The sequence below is a fragment of the Rhodococcus jostii RHA1 genome, assembly GCF_000014565.1.
Lineage (GTDB): Bacteria > Actinomycetota > Actinomycetes > Mycobacteriales > Mycobacteriaceae > Rhodococcus_F > Rhodococcus_F jostii_A.
The window spans coordinates 7,020,694-7,036,810 of the sequence record NC_008268.1 but is presented as its reverse complement, the minus strand read 5'-3'; the positions used below and the strand labels follow the sequence as shown (position 1 = coordinate 7,036,810).

At 68.3% G+C, this 16,117-nt stretch carries 14 protein-coding genes; 1 reads left to right on the top strand and 13 read right to left on the bottom strand.

The window, feature by feature from the left end:
- Position 1: 1 nt before the first annotated feature.
- The 9 genes from ffh to RHA1_RS31910 form a co-directional block, all read right to left on the bottom strand.
- Positions 2-1,588, bottom strand: a complete 1,587-nt coding sequence (ffh, locus tag RHA1_RS31950; RefSeq protein ID WP_009479717.1) for a signal recognition particle protein — start codon at positions 1,586-1,588, stop codon at positions 2-4.
- 76 nt (positions 1,589-1,664) lie between these two features.
- A complete protein-coding gene (locus tag RHA1_RS31945; RefSeq protein ID WP_009479716.1) occupies positions 1,665-4,217 on the bottom strand; it encodes a [protein-PII] uridylyltransferase in 2,553 nt (850 codons plus the stop codon).
- Entirely contained in the window at positions 4,207-4,545 is a 339-nt protein-coding gene (locus tag RHA1_RS31940; RefSeq protein ID WP_005240467.1) for a P-II family nitrogen regulator, read from the bottom strand. The genes RHA1_RS31945 and RHA1_RS31940 overlap by 11 nt, the downstream gene beginning before the upstream one ends.
- Positions 4,546-4,549: 4 nt before the next feature.
- Positions 4,550-5,869: an ammonium transporter gene (locus RHA1_RS31935; RefSeq protein WP_371113085.1), complete on the bottom strand. Its 1,320-nt coding sequence runs from the start codon at positions 5,867-5,869 to the stop codon at positions 4,550-4,552.
- A gap of 259 nt (positions 5,870-6,128) precedes the next feature.
- Positions 6,129-7,532 carry a signal recognition particle-docking protein FtsY gene (ftsY, locus tag RHA1_RS31930; protein WP_011598393.1) on the bottom strand — a complete coding sequence of 468 codons (1,404 nt, stop codon included), beginning with the start codon at positions 7,530-7,532 and terminating at the stop codon, positions 6,129-6,131.
- Positions 7,533-7,598: 66 nt separating this feature from the next.
- Positions 7,599-11,204, bottom strand: a complete 3,606-nt coding sequence (smc, locus tag RHA1_RS31925; RefSeq protein ID WP_011598392.1) for a chromosome segregation protein SMC — start codon at positions 11,202-11,204, stop codon at positions 7,599-7,601.
- A gap of 22 nt (positions 11,205-11,226) precedes the next feature.
- The gene (locus RHA1_RS31920) at positions 11,227-11,496 is read right to left on the bottom strand and encodes an acylphosphatase (protein ID WP_011598391.1); all 270 of its coding nucleotides are present in this window, start codon (positions 11,494-11,496) and stop codon (positions 11,227-11,229) included.
- 5 nt (positions 11,497-11,501) lie between these two features.
- Entirely contained in the window at positions 11,502-12,431 is a 930-nt protein-coding gene (locus RHA1_RS31915; protein ID WP_011598390.1) for an NHL repeat-containing protein, read from the bottom strand.
- On the bottom strand, positions 12,431-12,871 hold the full coding sequence (locus RHA1_RS31910) for an OsmC family protein (protein WP_009479711.1): 441 nt from the start codon (positions 12,869-12,871) through the stop codon (positions 12,431-12,433). Before RHA1_RS31910 ends, RHA1_RS31915 begins: the two co-directional genes overlap by 1 nt.
- A gap of 147 nt (positions 12,872-13,018) precedes the next feature.
- Between RHA1_RS31910 and RHA1_RS31905 the strand changes: the two genes are divergently transcribed.
- Positions 13,019-13,723 (top strand): pyridoxamine 5'-phosphate oxidase family protein, encoded by a 705-nt coding sequence (locus RHA1_RS31905; RefSeq protein WP_043782273.1) that lies wholly within the window; start codon positions 13,019-13,021, stop codon positions 13,721-13,723.
- Here the strand turns inward: RHA1_RS31905 and mutM are convergent.
- Genes mutM through RHA1_RS31890 form a run of 4 tightly spaced genes read right to left on the bottom strand, consistent with a single transcriptional unit; the run spans position 13,665 to position 16,059 of the window.
- A complete protein-coding gene (mutM, locus tag RHA1_RS31900; protein WP_011598388.1) occupies positions 13,665-14,543 on the bottom strand; it encodes a bifunctional DNA-formamidopyrimidine glycosylase/DNA-(apurinic or apyrimidinic site) lyase in 879 nt (292 codons plus the stop codon). The two genes, RHA1_RS31905 and mutM, sit on opposite strands and share 59 nt — an antisense overlap.
- A complete protein-coding gene (gene rnc / locus RHA1_RS31895) occupies positions 14,536-15,294 on the bottom strand; it encodes a ribonuclease III (RefSeq protein WP_009479707.1) in 759 nt (252 codons plus the stop codon). Before rnc ends, mutM begins: the two co-directional genes overlap by 8 nt.
- A gap of 19 nt (positions 15,295-15,313) precedes the next feature.
- Positions 15,314-15,496 (bottom strand): 50S ribosomal protein L32, encoded by a 183-nt coding sequence (gene rpmF, locus RHA1_RS46510; RefSeq protein WP_005240446.1) that lies wholly within the window; start codon positions 15,494-15,496, stop codon positions 15,314-15,316.
- Between the two features lie 2 nt (positions 15,497-15,498).
- A complete protein-coding gene (locus RHA1_RS31890; RefSeq protein ID WP_009479706.1) occupies positions 15,499-16,059 on the bottom strand; it encodes a YceD family protein in 561 nt (186 codons plus the stop codon).
- Positions 16,060-16,117: the final 58 nt, after the last annotated feature.

The following is a 16,117-nucleotide window of genomic DNA, read 5'->3' as shown; positions in this document are numbered from 1 at the left end:
GCTACTTCTTCGGCAGCTTCAGCTGGGACAGGTCGATGCCCTCGAGTCCGGGCGGCAATTCGTCGAGGCCCTTCGGCATATTTGACAGGTCGGGCATCCCCGCGGGGAGCCCTCCGGGCGGCATACCCGGGAACCCGCCGGGCAGGCCGCCGGGGAATCCGCCGCGCACCTTCGGCGGCGTCGGCCCCTTGCCGCCCTTCTTGCCCTTCTTGCCCTTCTTGCTGCGCTGCGGCTTCCGCGAACCGGGCATGCCCATACGCCCGGCCATCGCGGCCATCATCTTGCGGGCCTCGAAGAAACGGTCGACGAGCTGGTTGACGTCGGAGACCTTGACACCCGAACCGTTGGCGATCCGCAGCCTGCGGGACGCGTTGATGATCTTGGGATCATCACGCTCGGCGGGGGTCATGCCGCGGATGATGGCCTGCACTCGGTCGAGCTGCTTCTCGTCGACGTTCGCGAGCGCGTCCTTCATCTGCCCCGCACCCGGGAGCATGCCCAGGAGGTTGCCGATGGGGCCCATCTTGCGAACAGCCATCATCTGCTCGAGGAAGTCCTCCAGCGTGAGCTGTCCCGAACCGATCTTCTGGGCTGTGGCTTCGGCCTGCTCGGCGTCGAAGTGCTGCTCGGCCGCCTCGATCAGGCTGAGGACGTCACCCATGCCGAGAATGCGGCTGGCCATGCGGTCGGGGTGGAAGACGTCGAAGTCCTCGAGCTTCTCACCCGTGGACGCGAACAGGATGGGCTGCCCGGTGACCTCGCGGACGCTGAGCGCCGCACCACCGCGGGCGTCACCGTCGAGCTTCGTGAGCACGACACCGGTGAATCCGACACCCTCACGGAAGGCCTCGGCGGTGCTGACCGCGTCCTGACCGATCATCGCGTCGAGGACGAAGATCGTCTCGTCCGGGTTCACGGCGTCGCGGATACCCGCCGCCTGCGCCATCAGGTCGGCGTCGATACCCAGCCGGCCCGCGGTGTCGACGATCACCACGTCGAACTGCTTGTTGCGGGCTTCCTCCACACCTGCCCGGGCCACCTCGACCGGGTCGGCCGCGGTGACGCCCAGCTCGTTGTCGCCGCCGCCGATGGATGTGCCGGGGTGCGGTGCGAACACCGTGGCTCCCGCGCGCTCGCCGACGATCTGCAGCTGGGTGACGGCGCCGGGACGCTGCAGGTCACAGGCCACGAGCAGCGGCGTGTGCCCCTGGTCGCGCAGCCACTTCGCGAGCTTGCCTGCGAGGGTCGTCTTACCGGAACCTTGGAGACCGGCGAGCATGATGACCGTCGGCGGCGTCTTGGCGAACGCCAGCCGGCGGGTCTCGCCACCGAGGATCTCGACGAGTTCCTCGTTGACGATCTTGACGACCTGCTGCGCCGGGTTCAGCGCCGCCGAGACCTCGACGCCCTTGGCGCGTTCCTTGATCTTGGCGATGAACGAGCGGACGACGGGCAGCGCGACGTCTGCCTCGAGCAGCGCCAACCGGATCTCACGGCAGGTGGCATCGATGTCGGCTCCGGAAAGGCGACCCTTGCCACGCAGATCCTTGAGGGCTCCGGTCAACCTGTCGGAAAGGGATTCGAACACCGAGTGCGCTCCTGAAGTCATGCGAGTGTGCGGTGGATATTCTCGGGCCCCAGCCTAGCCGCTCACGTCCCGTCGTTCATTCTCCCCCGCTGCCCTCCTGCTTCTTCGGCTTCGTGAGCGGAACGACGCCGAGGATCGCGCTCTCGACCTGTTCCCGGCTCGCCCGGGTGTCCCCGCCGCCGAGATCGAGGCAGAATGAGTCGATCACCGACGAACCCAGGGTGGTCACCCGCGCCCAGCGGACGTCCGCGCCGCACGTGTCGAACGCGTCGGCGAGCCGGGACAGCAGCCCCAGCCGGTCCTCGGCCCTCAGTTCCAGGATGACCTCGCCGGGCGATGCGGTGTCGAACCAGATGACCCGCGGCGGCGCCTGCGCGTACTGCACCGGAACCGCGGCTTCGCCCCGTTCCTCCACCGCGGCGACGCGCTGGCTCTCGCGAGCCTCCTCTTCCTTGGCCGTGAGCATCTCCAGCAGGTTCAGCTCCCCCGCCAGCGCGCGGATCAGCTCCTGCCGCAGCAGACCCGCCTGCGGCGGCGCCCCGAACCTCGGGGACACGACGAACGAGTTGACCGCCGACCCCTCGGCGCTGCCCAGGGACGCGGAGTAGACCCGCAGGGAGTGCAGCGCGAGCACGCCCGCCGCCTTCGACAGCAGACCCCGCTGATCGGGCGCGATCACCGTCACCACATACGTGTGGGGACTGTCGGCGGGGACCAGCGCGACGTGCACGCCACCCGACGCCGCCAGCGCGACGTGTTCCGGATCGAGCGGATCGGGTGCGGGAAGCACCTCTCCCGCCATGACCAGGCGGCAGCGGCGCACGAGTTCGCCGATCAGCGACGACTTCCAGTCGCCCCACACACCGGGACCCGTCGCCAGCGAATCGGCCTCCGCCAGCGCATGCAGCAACTCCAGCAGGACTCCGTCGCCGCCGATCGCTTCCACGACCCGCTCGACCGTCTCGGGATCGTCGAGGTCGCGCCTCGTCGCGGTGTGCGGCAGCAGCAGGTGGTGGCGCACGATCGCCGTCAGCAGCGCAACGTCCGACGGCCACAATCCGAGGCGCCTGCCGATCTGGGTGGCCAGTTCGGCGCCGACCACGCTGTGGTCGCCGCCGCGGCCCTTGCCGATGTCGTGCAGCAACGCACCGAGCATCAGCAGGTCCGGGCGGGCCACGCGGGTGGTGAACCCACTGGCATAGGCAGCGGTCTCGACGAGATGCCGATCCACCGTCCACGTGTGCACCGCGTCCCGCGGCGGCAGGTCCCGGACGGCACCCCACTCGGGAAGAAGCCTGCCCCACAGGCCGGTCCGATCGAGAGCCTCGATCGCCGCGACGGCACGGCTACCCGAGCCCAGCATCACCAGCAGATCGTTCAGCGCCTCCTTCGGCCACGGCTCGCGCAGCTCGGGGGCGTTGTCGGCCAGGCGATTCAGAGTGGACGCCGACATCGGCATTCCCGTCGTCGCCGACGCCGACGCGACCCGCAGCACGAGGCCCGGGTCCTTCGCCGGCCGGGCGTCGCGCGCCAGCACCACTTCACCGGCGTGCTCGACGACACCCTCGTCGAGGGGCCGTCGCACCGGTGGTCGGCGCAACCGCGCCAGGCCGCGCCGCGGCAGGGCGTGTCCGGCCGTCCGCACACCGACGTCGACGGAATAGCTGATGGTGCGCGCGGCATCACTGAGCATGCGCGCGAGGTCGAATCGATCGCCGATCCGCAGTGCGGCGCCGATCTCGTCGGCATCCTGCGCCCGCAACTGATCGCGGGAGCGGCCCGCGACCCGGTGCAGTTCGGTGCGGACGTCGAGGAGCCGCCGATGTGCGAGTGCCAGTCCTCCGCCGGGCGACTCGGGACCGAGCCCGGGCATGCCGTCGGTGAGCTGCGCGATGGACAGCGCGTTGAGCAACTGTACGTCCCGCAGTCCACCGCGACCGCTCTTCAGGTCGGGCTCTGCGCGGTGGGCGATCTCGCCGCTGCGTTCCCAGCGCGACCGCGTCTGCTCGATGAGTCCGTCGAAACGGTTGCGGATGTCGGTGCGCCACTGCCTGCGGACCCCGCTGATGAGCAGATTGGTCAGCTCGACGTCGCCGACGATGTGACGCGCCTCGAGCATTCCCAGAGCCGCGGTGATGTCCGTGTCCGCCACCTGCAGTGCCTGAGGGATGGTGCGGACGCTGTGGTCGAGCTTGATGTGCGCGTCCCACAACGGATACCAGAGTTGGTCGGCCACCTGCGCGACGACCGCCGGATCCATGTCGTCGTGAAGGAGGAGGAGGTCGAGATCCGAGTACGGCAGGAGTTCCCGCCGTCCGAGCCCACCGACCGCGACGAGCGCAAAACCGCTGTCGGGCTTGATGCCCAGCTCGGCTCCCTTTGTGGTCAACCAGAACTCGTGCAGGTCGACGAGCGCGTGACGGAGCGCGGCGGCGTCGAGCCGGCGCCCGTGACCTGCGGGATTCCTTGCGCCGGGGCCGGTCTCGGAGCCACCGGTGAGCAGTTGCCTACGTGCGCGGGCCAGGTCCGCTGCTTCGTCCGATCCGCCTGACGCAACCGGCCCTGGTTCCGTCGCCTTGGCGACGGGACCAGGGCCGGTCTTACCGGACCCGTTGGGGTCAGAGTGCATCCGCGCCGCGTTCCCCGGTACGCACCCGGATGACCGACTCGACCGGTGAGACCCAGACCTTGCCGTCACCGATCTTGCCCGTGCGTGCCGCCTCGACGATCACCTCGACGACCTTGTCCACAGCAGCGTCGTCCACGACGACCTCGACCCGGACCTTCGGAACGAAATCGACCGAGTACTCGGCACCTCGGTAGACCTCGGTGTGGCCCTTCTGCCGGCCGTACCCCTGGACCTCGCTGACGGTCATCCCCAGGACGCCCGCCTGCTCGAGTCCCGTCTTCACGTCCTCCAGAGTGAACGGCTTGACAATTGCTGTGATCAGCTTCATTTCCTCATCCCTCCTTGCCGGATACACGAGCAGTCGCCGAGTTTCCGCCGAGAGCGGCGAAATCGTAGCCAGTTTCTGCGTGTTCCGACTCGTCCACTCCAAGTGATTCACCCTCGTCGCTGAGCCGCAGACCGATCGTGAACTTCACGATCAACGCGACGACGGCCGTACCGACGAGCGAGTAAAGCAGTACTGCTCCGGCGCCCACTGCCTGACGCCAGAGTTGGTCGAGGCCTCCACCATAGAACAGTCCGACAACACCCGCGGGCGCCTCAGCCGTTGCGACCAGGCCGACCATCAGCGTTCCGACGATGCCGCCGACGAGGTGGACACCGACGACGTCGAGCGAGTCGTCGAACCCGAAGCGGAACTTGAGTCCGACCGCGAGCGCGCAGAGTGCGCCTGCGACGACGCCGATGGCGAGCGCGCCGAGGACGTTCACCGACGAGCAGGAAGGCGTGATGGCAACCAGGCCGGCCACGATTCCGGACGCCGCACCGAGTGTGGTGGCGTGGCCGTCGCGAATCCGCTCGACCAGGAGCCAGGCGAGCATGGCCGCGCACGTTCCGATGACGGTGGTGATGAAGGTTGCTCCGGCGATGCCGTTGGAACCGACGGCCGAACCGGCGTTGAAACCGAACCAGCCGAACCAGAGGAGGCCGGCGCCGAGCATCACGAAGGGCAGGTTGTGCGGACGGAACGGGGTGCCCGGCCATCCCTTGCGCTTGCCGAGGATGATCGCGAGGACGAGGCCGGCGGCGCCGGCGTTGATGTGGACGGCGGTACCACCCGCGAAGTCGACCGCGGCGAGCTTGTTGGCGATCCAGCCACCGGTCTCTGCGGTGACGCCGTCGAAGGCGAAGACCCAGTGCGCCACGGGGAAGTACACGACCGTCGCCCAGAGGCCGGCGAACAGCAGCCAGGAACCGAAGCGCAGGCGATCCGCCACGGCACCCGAGATGAGGGCCACGGTGATGATCGCGAACATGGCCTGGAACGCGACGAAGACCGTCGCGGGGATGGTGCCGACGAGCGGGATCGCGGAATCGGCGATCACCGAACCGGCATCGTCGGTCTCGGCGAGGTACGACCCGCCGATCAGTCCTTTGAGCCCGAAGTACTGGAACGGATCACCGACAAGGTTTCCCTTGTCCTCACCGAAGGCCATGGAGTAGCCGTAGAGAACCCACAGGATGCCGACGACACCCATCGCGCTGATGCTCATCATGAGCATGTTCAGCACGCTCTTGGCCCGCACCATGCCGCCGTAGAAGAACGCAAGACCCGGAGTCATGAGCAACACGAGCGCGGCGCTGGTCAGCATCCACGCTGTGTCCCCGGTGTCCGGTGCACCGATAGTGGGGAAATCCACCTTGAGCCTCCTCCTTCTCTGCCCAGCCGGTAGCGGCTGACGACCTGAGAAGAAGGGTGCTCAGTTGGTGTTTCGGCTGTGCCACTGCACTGTTTCGCGCGCGTGAACGCATCGGCCTATTTTGTTGCGTGCAGGTTTCGCCAGGCGATTTGCGGTCGGTTTCAGCCCGCCTGAGCGGTCCGGGAGCCCGAGACGACCCTGAATCGCTGCGTCAGCCGAGCAACGCGTCGACGAAGGCGCCCGGCTCGAACGGCGCCAGATCGTCGGCGCCCTCACCGAGTCCGACGAGCTTCACGGGAACCCCGAGTTCGTGCTGAACCTGGAACACGATGCCGCCCTTGGCGGTGCCGTCGAGCTTGGTGAGCACCACACCGGTGATATCGACGACCTCGGCGAACACCCGCGCCTGCGCGAGGCCGTTCTGGCCGATGGTCGCGTCGAGGACGAGGAGGACGTCGTCCACCGACGCCTTCTTCTCGATGACCCGCTTCACCTTGCCCAGCTCGTCCATCAGTCCGGTCTTCGTGTGGAGCCGGCCAGCCGTGTCGATCAGCACGACGTCGACGCCGTTGTCGATTCCCTTGGCCACGGCATCGAACGCGACGGCCGCCGGATCTGCGGCTTCCTTCCCGCGCACCACCTCGGCGCCCACCCGCTCGGCCCACGTCTGCAGCTGGTCCGCGGCGGCAGCACGGAACGTGTCGGCGGCACCGAGCAGGACGCGCCTGCCGTCGGCCACGAGAACACGCGCGAGCTTGCCGGTGGTCGTGGTCTTGCCGGTGCCGTTCACACCGACGACCAGCAGGACCGCCGGGTGGTCGTCGTGCGGCAGGGCACGGATCGAGCGATCGAGTTCCGGCCGGAGTTCGGCGACCAGGACTTCGCGGAGCAGCGCACGGGCATCGGCCTCGGTGCGGACGCTGCGCGACGCCATCTGCTCACGCAGCGACGTGACGATCTTCGTGGTGGTCGCCGAGCCCAGGTCGGCGATGAGGAGTGTGTCCTCCACCTCTTCCCAGGAGTCCTCGTCGAGATCGCCGCCGCCGAGCAGTCCGAGCAGGCTCTTGCCCACCGCGGACTGGGAACGGGATAACCGCCCACGCAGACGGTCGAGCCGCCCCTCCGTGGGAGCGATGACGTCGAGCACCGGCGCGGCGGGGGCCGGTGCGGCTTCGGGTTCGGGCGCGGGCGCGACCTCGGGTTCCGGTTCGACCTCGGGCGCGACGACCGGTTCGTACGTGACCGGCTCCGGCGGGACCGTCGGCTTCTCCGGGGCCTTCTCCGGCTCGGGGGCCTTCTCCGGTGCCGGGGGTGCGACGACCTCGGGTTCGGGTGCGACGACCTCGGGTTCGGGCACCGGCTTCGGCAGAACCGGCTCGGGCGCAGGCGGACGTGGCGGCGCCGTCGCCGTCGACCCCTGGCTGAAGTTGAACCCGCCGTCCGCGCGGTAACTGCCCGAACGGTCCTTTTCCGCCGTGGTGACCTGCGGGGTGTCCGGCGCCTTCAGGGAGATTCGGCGACGCCGATACAGCAGGGACCCGACGACGAGAACGACGAGAAGTACGGCCAGTGCGGCCGCGATGGCAATCCAAGCTCCGGTAGTCACGCCGCCCATTGTTTCAGGCTCCGGATTTCGTTGCGCACTGCCTTCCCACGCGCACAGTCCCGGCTCGGACCGGAATCAGGCGTCCGCGGCCGCCATGTCCTGGCCACGGAGCCGCTGGGAGATGACGGTGGTGATGCCGTCGCCGCGCATGCTGACGCCGTAGAGCGCGTCGGCGACCTCCATCGTCGGCTTCTGGTGGGTGATGACGATCAGCTGCGACTTCTCCCGCAACTGCTCGAACAACCCGATCAGACGACGCAGGTTCGTGTCGTCCAGCGCGGCCTCCACCTCGTCCATCACGTAGAAGGGGGACGGCCTGGCTCGGAAGATCGCCACGAGCATCGCCACCGCCGTCAGCGACTTCTCGCCACCGGACAGCAGCGACAGCCGTTTGACCTTCTTGCCGGGCGGCCGGGCCTCCACCTCGATGCCGGTGGTCAGCATGTCCGACGGGTCGGTGAGCACCAACCTGCCTTCACCGCCGGGGAACAGTTTCGCGAACACCTGCACGAATTCGCGTTCGACGTCCGAGTAGGCCTCGGTGAACACCTGCAGGATGCGGGCATCGACGTCGGCCACCACCCCGAGGAGATCCTTGCGGGCGGTCTTCACGTCCTCGAGCTGTGTCGAGAGGAAGTTGTAGCGCTCCTCGAGCGCGGCGAACTCCTCGAGTGCCAGCGGGTTGACCTTGCCGAGCGTCGCCAGGTCCTTCTCGGCACGTTTCGCGCGACGCTCCTGCGTGGCGCGGTCGTACGGAATCGGTGCGGGCATCGTGACCTGCTCGCCGCGCTCCTTCGCCTGCTCGTACTCCTCCATCTCGAGTGCGGACGGCGGCAGCGCGACGTCGGGGCCGTATTCGGCGATCAGGTCGTCCAGACCGATGCCGTGCTGTTCGAGGATCGCCTCCTCGAGCTGCTCGATGCGCAGCGCGGCCTGGGCGCGAGCCACCTCGTCGCGGTGCACGGCGTCGGTGAGCGACGCCAGCTGTCCGCTCAGCTGACGCACCCTTTCCTTCACCTGTTCGAGTTGGGTGGTCCGCTCGGTGCGGGCCCGCGCGAGTTCGTCGCGGTGAGCCATCGCGGCGTCGACGACGTCACCGAGGTGCTCGGCCACCCGCTGCCCGGACTCGGCGACCGCCGCCGCGACCGCGGCCGCGTTCTGGCGCGCCTTCATCGCACGTTCGGCCCGGGCGCGCGCGTCGCGTTCCACCTGTGCGGCGCGGCGCAGGGAATCCGCCTTGCCGCGCACCGATTCGGCGCGCTCCTCGGCCGTCCGCACCGACAGTCGGGCTTCCACCTCCACGGCCCGCACTTCGGCCAGCGCCGCGGCCGCCATCTCACGATCGATGCTCGTCGTGTCGGATCCACCCGTGTCGGCACCGGAGGACGACCCGTCCTGTTCCGCCAGGCGCAGCCGTTCCTCGAGTTCGGCGAGCGCGGTCAGCGTGTCCTCCCGACCGCTCTCGGCCTTGTCCCGCTGCGCCATGAGCCGATCGGATTCGGCGCGCGCGGCCCGCGCGGCCTGGCCGAGGCGGCCGAGGCGCTCGTAGATGGCGGACATCGCGGCGTCGGACTCGTTCAGCGCGGCCAGTGCCTGCTCGGCGTTCTCCTGACGGTCGGCCTGTTCCGCGACCGCGCCGGACAGTGCCGCGGACAGTTCCTCGGCGCGACGTTCGGCGCGGGCCAGATCCTGCACCGAGTTGTCGATGGCGGCCTGGACCTCGAGGGTGCTCGGCTGACGGTCCGAGCCGCCGCTCATCCAGCCCGCTCCGAGGAGATCTCCGTCTCGGGTGACGGCGCGCACGTCGGGCCTGCGCCGGACGGTCTCGACGGCGTCGTCGAGGGAATCGACCACGACCACCCCGCCCAGGAGCGCTGCGAGCCCGGTCCGCAGTTCGGCGGGGCAGTCGATGACGTCGACGGCCCACCGGGCGCCGGAGTCCAGGTGCCCGCCGTCACGTGCGACGTGATCGGAGCCGATGAACAGGGACGCCCGTCCGCTGTCCGTTTCCTTCAGCGCACCGACTGCGCTGCGGGCGGCATCGAGGGATTCGGCGACGACGGCGTCCGCGGCGGGGCCCATCGCCGCGGCGACGGCACCCTCGTACCCCTTCTCGACTGTGATGAGTCCACCGATCGGTCCCCGGATGCCGTGCTGCGCCCGATTCTCGACGAGCCAGCCGGCGCCGTCCTTGCGTTCGAGGCCCATCGACAGCGCGTCGATCCGGGCACGCAGGGATGCCACTTCCTGTCCGGCGGCGCGCTCCTCGGCCTGGAGTTCCGTGACGCGTTCGGTGATCAGGCGCAGTGCCTCGACGGCACGCTCGTGGTGGGAATCCAGCCCCAGCTCGCCGGCGTCGAGGTCACCGATCTCGTCCTGGACGACCTCGAATTCGGACTGTGCCGCGTCGCCGCGCTGCCGGGCCTCTTCGATTGCGACGGTCAGCCGGGACACTTCGGCGTCGACGGAGTCGGCGCGGGTGCGCAGCGTGTCGACCTGCCCGGACAACCGGGCCAGGCCTTCTCGGCGGTCGGCGATCGCCCGGACCGCCGCCATGTGAGCGCGTTCCGCCTCGGCGGCGGTCTCCTCCCCCAGTGCCAGCTGCTCCTTGGCCGCGTCCAGCGCCCCGCGCGCCATCTCGACGGCTTCGACGAGCTCCATCTCCTCCGCGGCGATCCGGTCGGCGCGGGCCTCCATCTCGTCCGGATCCTGACCGCGGTTCGCGGAGGGCTCGGAGTCGAGGTGGCGCGCCCGTTCGCGGGCGATGCGGATGGTCGCATTGACGCGCTCCGCGAGTGCCGACAGCTGGAACCACGTCTGCGCGGCCGCTTCCGCACCCGGTGTGAGTCTCGACAGTTCCTGTTCGTGCCGTCCCAGCTCCAGATTGGCCTCGTCGAGCGCCTCGGTGACCTGATCGTGCTGCTCGCGCGCCACCTTCTCGTCCTGAGCCTGGTCGGCCAGCTCCTCACGGCGCGTGACCAGGTCGTCCGCGGCGAGCCGCAGCTTCGCGTCGCGGAGGTCGGCCTGCACCGTCTGGGCGCGGCGCGCCACCTCGGCCTGCCGGCCGAGCGGTTTGAGCTGGCGCCGCAGTTCCGCCGTCAGGTCGTTCAGGCGCGCCAGATTGGCCTGCATGGCGTCGAGTTTGCGAACCGCCTTTTCCTTGCGCTTGCGGTGCTTGAGAACGCCGGCCGCTTCCTCGATGAATGCGCGCCGATCCTCCGGACGGGATTCGAGGATGGCGGCGAGGCGGCCCTGACCGACGATCACGTGCATCTCCCGGCCGATGCCGGAGTCGCTGAGCAGTTCCTGCACGTCCATCAGCCGGCAGGAGCTGCCGTTGATCTCGTATTCTCCGGCGCCGTCGCGGAACATGCGCCGGGTGATCGACACCTCGGAGTAGTCGATCGGCAGGGCGCCGTCGGAGTTGTCGATGGTCAGCGTGACCTCGGCGCGTCCGAGGGGCGCCCGCCCGGCGGTGCCTGCGAAGATGACGTCTTCCATCTTGCCGCCGCGCAGGGCCTTCGCTCCCTGCTCCCCCATCACCCAGGTGAGAGCGTCGACGACGTTGGATTTACCCGACCCGTTGGGTCCTACGACACAGGTGATTCCCGGCTCGAATCGCAGAGTCGTTGCGGACGCAAAGGATTTGAATCCCTTCAGCGTCAGACTCTTCAGATGCATGACGGAGAACTTTACCTGCGGTTCACCGTTCCACGAACCCGGTGAGGTCGCCGCGGGCGGAATCCCATTGCTCCACGACGAGATCCACCGCGCCCGGTGTGTCTCCCGACCGCAGCAGCGTCAGCAGGGTTTCCAGCTTGTCCCGAGGTCCCTCGGCGATGACGAGCACGCGGCCGTCCTTCTGGTTGGCCGCGTATCCGACGAGGCCGAGTTCCAGCGCGCGGGCGCGGGTCCACCACCGGAATCCCACACCCTGCACGAATCCGTGCACCCACGCGGTCATTCTCTCCATGTCCGTCACGACCGTTCGAGCTTGTAGATCTTCCCGGTGAAACTGGTGGCGTAGAGCGCGTCCGGATCCCAGCCCGGTCCTGCGCCGAACCGCACCGAGGACACGAGCGGCAGCCCGGACGCCAGGGCGCAGCTCTCCCCTGTCGCGGGATCGACCCGCACCACCTTGCCGCCGCCGTTGTAGGCGACGTAGACGATGCCGTCCGGTCCGACGGTGAGGTCGTCGGCCGCGTTGAGGGGCCCGGAGCCGGGCAGCTCGACCGAGACGACGGGGCCATCCAGGTCGTCTTCGCGGAGGATGCGCAGCGTAGTGGTCGTGTCGAATGTCGTCACCGTATAGACGTTGCCGTCGTGCGCGGCGAGACCGTCCACGGTTCCGAGATCGGTGCGGACGATCTCCGGGGTGTGGGGATCCGCCGCCGGGACGCGGGTCAGTCCCGCCCCGGAGCCCAGATTCCGGGCGGTGAGGATGTCTCCGTTGCTCAGCCGGACCAGCCCGTTCGGCATGACCAGCCCCTCGGCCACGGTGCGTGTGTCACCGGTGTCGAGGTTCACGACGTCGATCGTGCCGCTCGCCGAGCCGGTGACCCCGGCGGCGAAGGAATTCCCCGTGGCGAAGTACGCGTCGGTGCCGTCCACGGCGATTCCACCGGGAGACTCGACGTCGGGCACGATCGGGGTGACGGTGCCGTCGGGGGCGACCCCGTCGAGGGCTCCGCCGCCGACCAGGCCTGTCCGCGACACCAGCATGGTGCCCGCGCCGTCGAACGCCAGGTTCTCGAGAACACCCGCCCCGGACGTCACCTCCGACACCGACCACGGGGTGCACGCACCGCCGGGGGGCGCGAACGCGGGCCCGGCGGCCGCGGGCGCGACCACGAGCAGACCCGCGCAGAGCGCCGTCCCGCCCGCGAGCGCGGCCAGCTCACGACGCATCATGCTTCCCTCTGGACGGTCAACGTCACCGTCGTCCCGGCCTTCAGCGTCCGCCCGACCGTGCAGACCTTGTCGACGGATCGTTCCACGAGCGCCACCAGACGCTCCTGCGCGTCGGCGTCGAGCTCGCTGAGATCCAGTTCCAGCACCTCGTCCAGCTGCGGGTACACCTCGTTCTCCCGGTCGGCGGCACCGGACACCCGGATGGTGGCGTCGTAGTTGTCACCCAGTCGCCGCGACAGCGGGAAGTCCGAGCTCATCCCACTGCACGCGGCGAGTGCGATCTTCAGGAGTTCCCCGGGAGTGAACACGCCCTCCACGCCCTCGGAGCCGATCAGGACCTCGGCGCCGCGCGAGCTGCGGCCGGTGTATCGCCGGGTGCCCGTTCGCTCGACCCACAGTGAGGTGGGCGCCGTCGTGTCGGAAGTCTGTTCTGCCATGCGCTCAATCCTGCCACCGATCGGCGCAACGCCAGGTAGGTGGGTGGGCGGCAGTGGTTTCCACGCAATTGTGAACGACGATTCTCAGCAGAGGGAACCGGCGGGCCGTAGGGTGAACCGACCAATGACGCCGAGACGTAGCGGGGAATGCAGATGGGCCAGATCGGTAGTGTGGGAGAGCGCGGGCTTCAGTCCGAGTACGGAACCGAGGATCGTGCCGCCAAGTTCTACTCGGATCAGATGCTGGACCATCTCAATCCGACGATGATCGACTTCGTCGGCCGCCAGGAGATCGCCTTCATCGCTACCGCCGACGCGTCCGGCGAATGCGACAACAGTCTGCGCGCCGGGACACCGGGATTCATGCACGTCATCGACTCGAAGACCCTCGCGTACCCCGAGTACCGCGGCAACGGAGTCATGGCGAGCCTCGGCAACATCCGGGAAAACCCACACGTCGGAATCATTCTCGTGGACTTCGTGCAGGACCTCATCGGACTGCACGTGAACGGCTCGGCCCGGATCGTCGAAGACCCCGTCCTGCGCTCCGAGATCGCGGATCTGCCTGCGGACCACACGAACGGCCGGATCCCGGAACGCTGGGTGGTCGTGGACGTGGAGGAAGCATACATCCACTGCCGCAAGCACATTCCGAGAATGGCACCGGTTCCCCGCCACCGCGAGTGGGGCACCGACGACGTGAAACGCAAGGGCGGCGACTACTTCGACGCCAAGGCGACACCGCGCCACGACACCGACGGGCAGCTCTCCGAGGAGCCCGCGACCGCCGAACTCACACAGACGATTTCGCCAGGCTTCTCCGTGGTGCCGGCTGGCACTTCGGGCAACTGAACGACGAGCGGTTCATGAATTTCTCTCGCCTGATCGCGGTGCCGCACCGCGGGCACGGGCGATCCTCCTGACCGTAGGCGGACAGCGAACGGTCGAAATAGCCCGACTCGCCGTTGACGTTCACGTAGAGCGCGTCGAAGGACGTGCCGCCCTGGGTGAGTGCCTCACGCATGACCTCCTGGGCGGCCGTGAGCACTTCCCGGACCTTGGGACCACTCAGCCTGTCGGTGAGCCGATTTCCGTGGATCCGTGCGCGCCACAGCGCCTCGTCCGCATAGATGTTGCCGATGCCGGAGACGACGGTCTGGTCCAGAAGCGCACGTTTGACCTCGGTGTGCTTGCCGCGCACGACCTTCACGGTGGCCGCGAGGTCGAAACGCGGATCCAGTGGGTCGCGGGCGATGTGCGCCACCGAGTCCGGGACGAGCGAGCCGTCGACGTCGACGAGCGGCGCCAGCGCCCAGCCCCCGAACGTCCGCTGGTCGACGAACCGGAGGTCGAGACCGGAATCGAGCCGGGCCCGGATCCGCAGATGCTTCTCGGTCGGCAATTCCGGTGGCTGCACGAGCATTTGACCACTCATGCCGAGATGCACCACGAGAGCGACCGTGCTGGGTTCGAGGACCAGCCACAGATACTTTCCACGACGGTCGGCGCTCGCGATGCGTTCGCCGGTGAGCTGTCCGGCGAGGTCGGCGGCGCCGGGCAGATGACGCCTGATCGCCCGTGGGTGCAGGATGTCGACGGAATCGATCGACGCCCCAACGATGTGGCGTTCGAGTCCGCGCCGGACCACCTCGACTTCGGGTAGTTCAGGCACTGACGTCGTCGGCCGCTACGTCGGGGCCTGCGTCGGACAACGCATTCCACGCCGTGCTCGCAGCCTTCTGCTCGGCCTCTTTCTTGGAGCGGCCGATACCGACGCCGAGGGGCTTGCCGCCGACGATCACGGTGGCGGTGAATTCCTTGTCGTGGTCCGGGCCGGTCGCGGTGATCTCGTACGCCGGGACACCGACGCCACGCTCCGCCGTCAACTCCTGCAGACTCGTCTTCCAGTCCAGACCCGCGCCGAGGCGGGGGGCTCGCTGGAGGAGGTCGCTGAAGAGGTCGAGTACGACGCGCCGCGCCGTGTCGATGCCGTGCTCGAGGTGGATGGCGCCGAGAATCGACTCCATGCCGTCGGCCAGGATGCTCGGCTTGTCACGGCCACCGGTCATCTCCTCGCCCTTGCCGAGCAGAAGATGGGCACCGAGGCCGCCCTCACCGAGAGTGCGGGCCACCTCCGCGAGCGCGTGCATGTTGACGATGCTCGCCCGGATTTTCGCGAGGTCACCCTCGGACTTGTCCGGATGCGCAAGATACAGCTTCTCGGTGACGGTGACTCCGAGTACGGAGTCACCGAGAAATTCGAGACGCTCGTTGGTGGGCAGACCACCGTTCTCGTACGCATACGAGCGGTGCGTCAACGCCAGGGTGAGCAGCGAAGGCTCGATTTCTACGCCGAGGGCGGCGAGGAGGGAAGCATGATCCTCCTCGCCGCCGGCGGGTGTATTACTGATGTCGCTCGTCACAACGCCTCTCCGCGGAGAACTAGACGGCGGCAGTGACCTGGCGGCCCTTGTATGTGCCACACGACGGGCACGCGACGTGAGGCAGCGTCTTCTCGCCGCAGCCACGGTTGGGGCAGGTGACGAGGGTAGGCACAGTGGTCTTCCACTGGCTGCGACGCGACCTCGTGTTGGATCGCGACATTCTGCGCTTGGGGACAGCCACTTCTACTTCTCCTCGGCTTCGGTGTTCACAAGATTCTTGCTGGGTTCTGATTCCACGCCAAATTTGGCTGCAAGACCAGCCCAGCGAGGATCAAGTATGTCATGCCCATGGCCAGATTCGGCAATCGCCAGGCGAACGCCACATTCTGGGCACAATCCTTGGCAGTCGTCACTGCAGAGCGGCTGCAACGGCAGTGCGAGGCCGACGGCGTCGATCACGACGGGTTCGAGGTCGATCTCGTCGTCGACGACGTGATAGACCTCCCCCTCCTCCGTGGTCTCTTCCGTGGCGCTGTCCGGGTAAGCGAACAGCTCCGTGAGAGTCAGGTCCACCGTGTCCGAGAACGGCTCGAGGCATCTCGAACACTCCCCCACGGTGTCGGCTCGCAACGAACCGGTGACCAGAACACCCTCGGATACGGCCTCCAACCGGAGATCGAGATCGATCTCCGATCCTTCCTCGATGGCGATCAGGTCGAGACCGATGCGCTGTGGCGCCGTCACCACCCGTTCCACGGTGCGCATCGAACCGGGACGACGGCCGAGTTTGACCGTGTCCAGCACGAAGTCCGCGTCCCGTCGGGAACGCGATGAGCTGTGGCGATGGGATGACAACAAACTT

Coding starts and splice junctions, on each gene's coding strand:
- RHA1_RS31940 (WP_005240467.1), bottom strand. CDS start 4,545: ATGAAGCTGATCACAGCAATTGTCAAGCCGTTCACTCTGGAGGACGTG.
- RHA1_RS31910 (WP_009479711.1), bottom strand. CDS start 12,871: ATGGCAGAACAGACTTCCGACACGACGGCGCCCACCTCACTGTGGGTC.
- ftsY (WP_011598393.1), bottom strand. CDS start 7,532: ATGGGCGGCGTGACTACCGGAGCTTGGATTGCCATCGCGGCCGCACTG.
- RHA1_RS31945 (WP_009479716.1), bottom strand. CDS start 4,217: ATGCACTCTGACCCCAACGGGTCCGGTAAGACCGGCCCTGGTCCCGTC.
- smc (WP_011598392.1), bottom strand. CDS start 11,204: ATGCATCTGAAGAGTCTGACGCTGAAGGGATTCAAATCCTTTGCGTCC.
- RHA1_RS31915 (WP_011598390.1), bottom strand. CDS start 12,431: ATGCGTCGTGAGCTGGCCGCGCTCGCGGGCGGGACGGCGCTCTGCGCG.
- RHA1_RS31920 (WP_011598391.1), bottom strand. CDS start 11,496: ATGGAGAGAATGACCGCGTGGGTGCACGGATTCGTGCAGGGTGTGGGA.
- RHA1_RS31935 (WP_371113085.1), bottom strand. CDS start 5,869: ATGCTGACCAGCGCCGCGCTCGTGTTGCTCATGACTCCGGGTCTTGCG.
- RHA1_RS31905 (WP_043782273.1), top strand. CDS start 13,019: ATGCAGATGGGCCAGATCGGTAGTGTGGGAGAGCGCGGGCTTCAGTCC.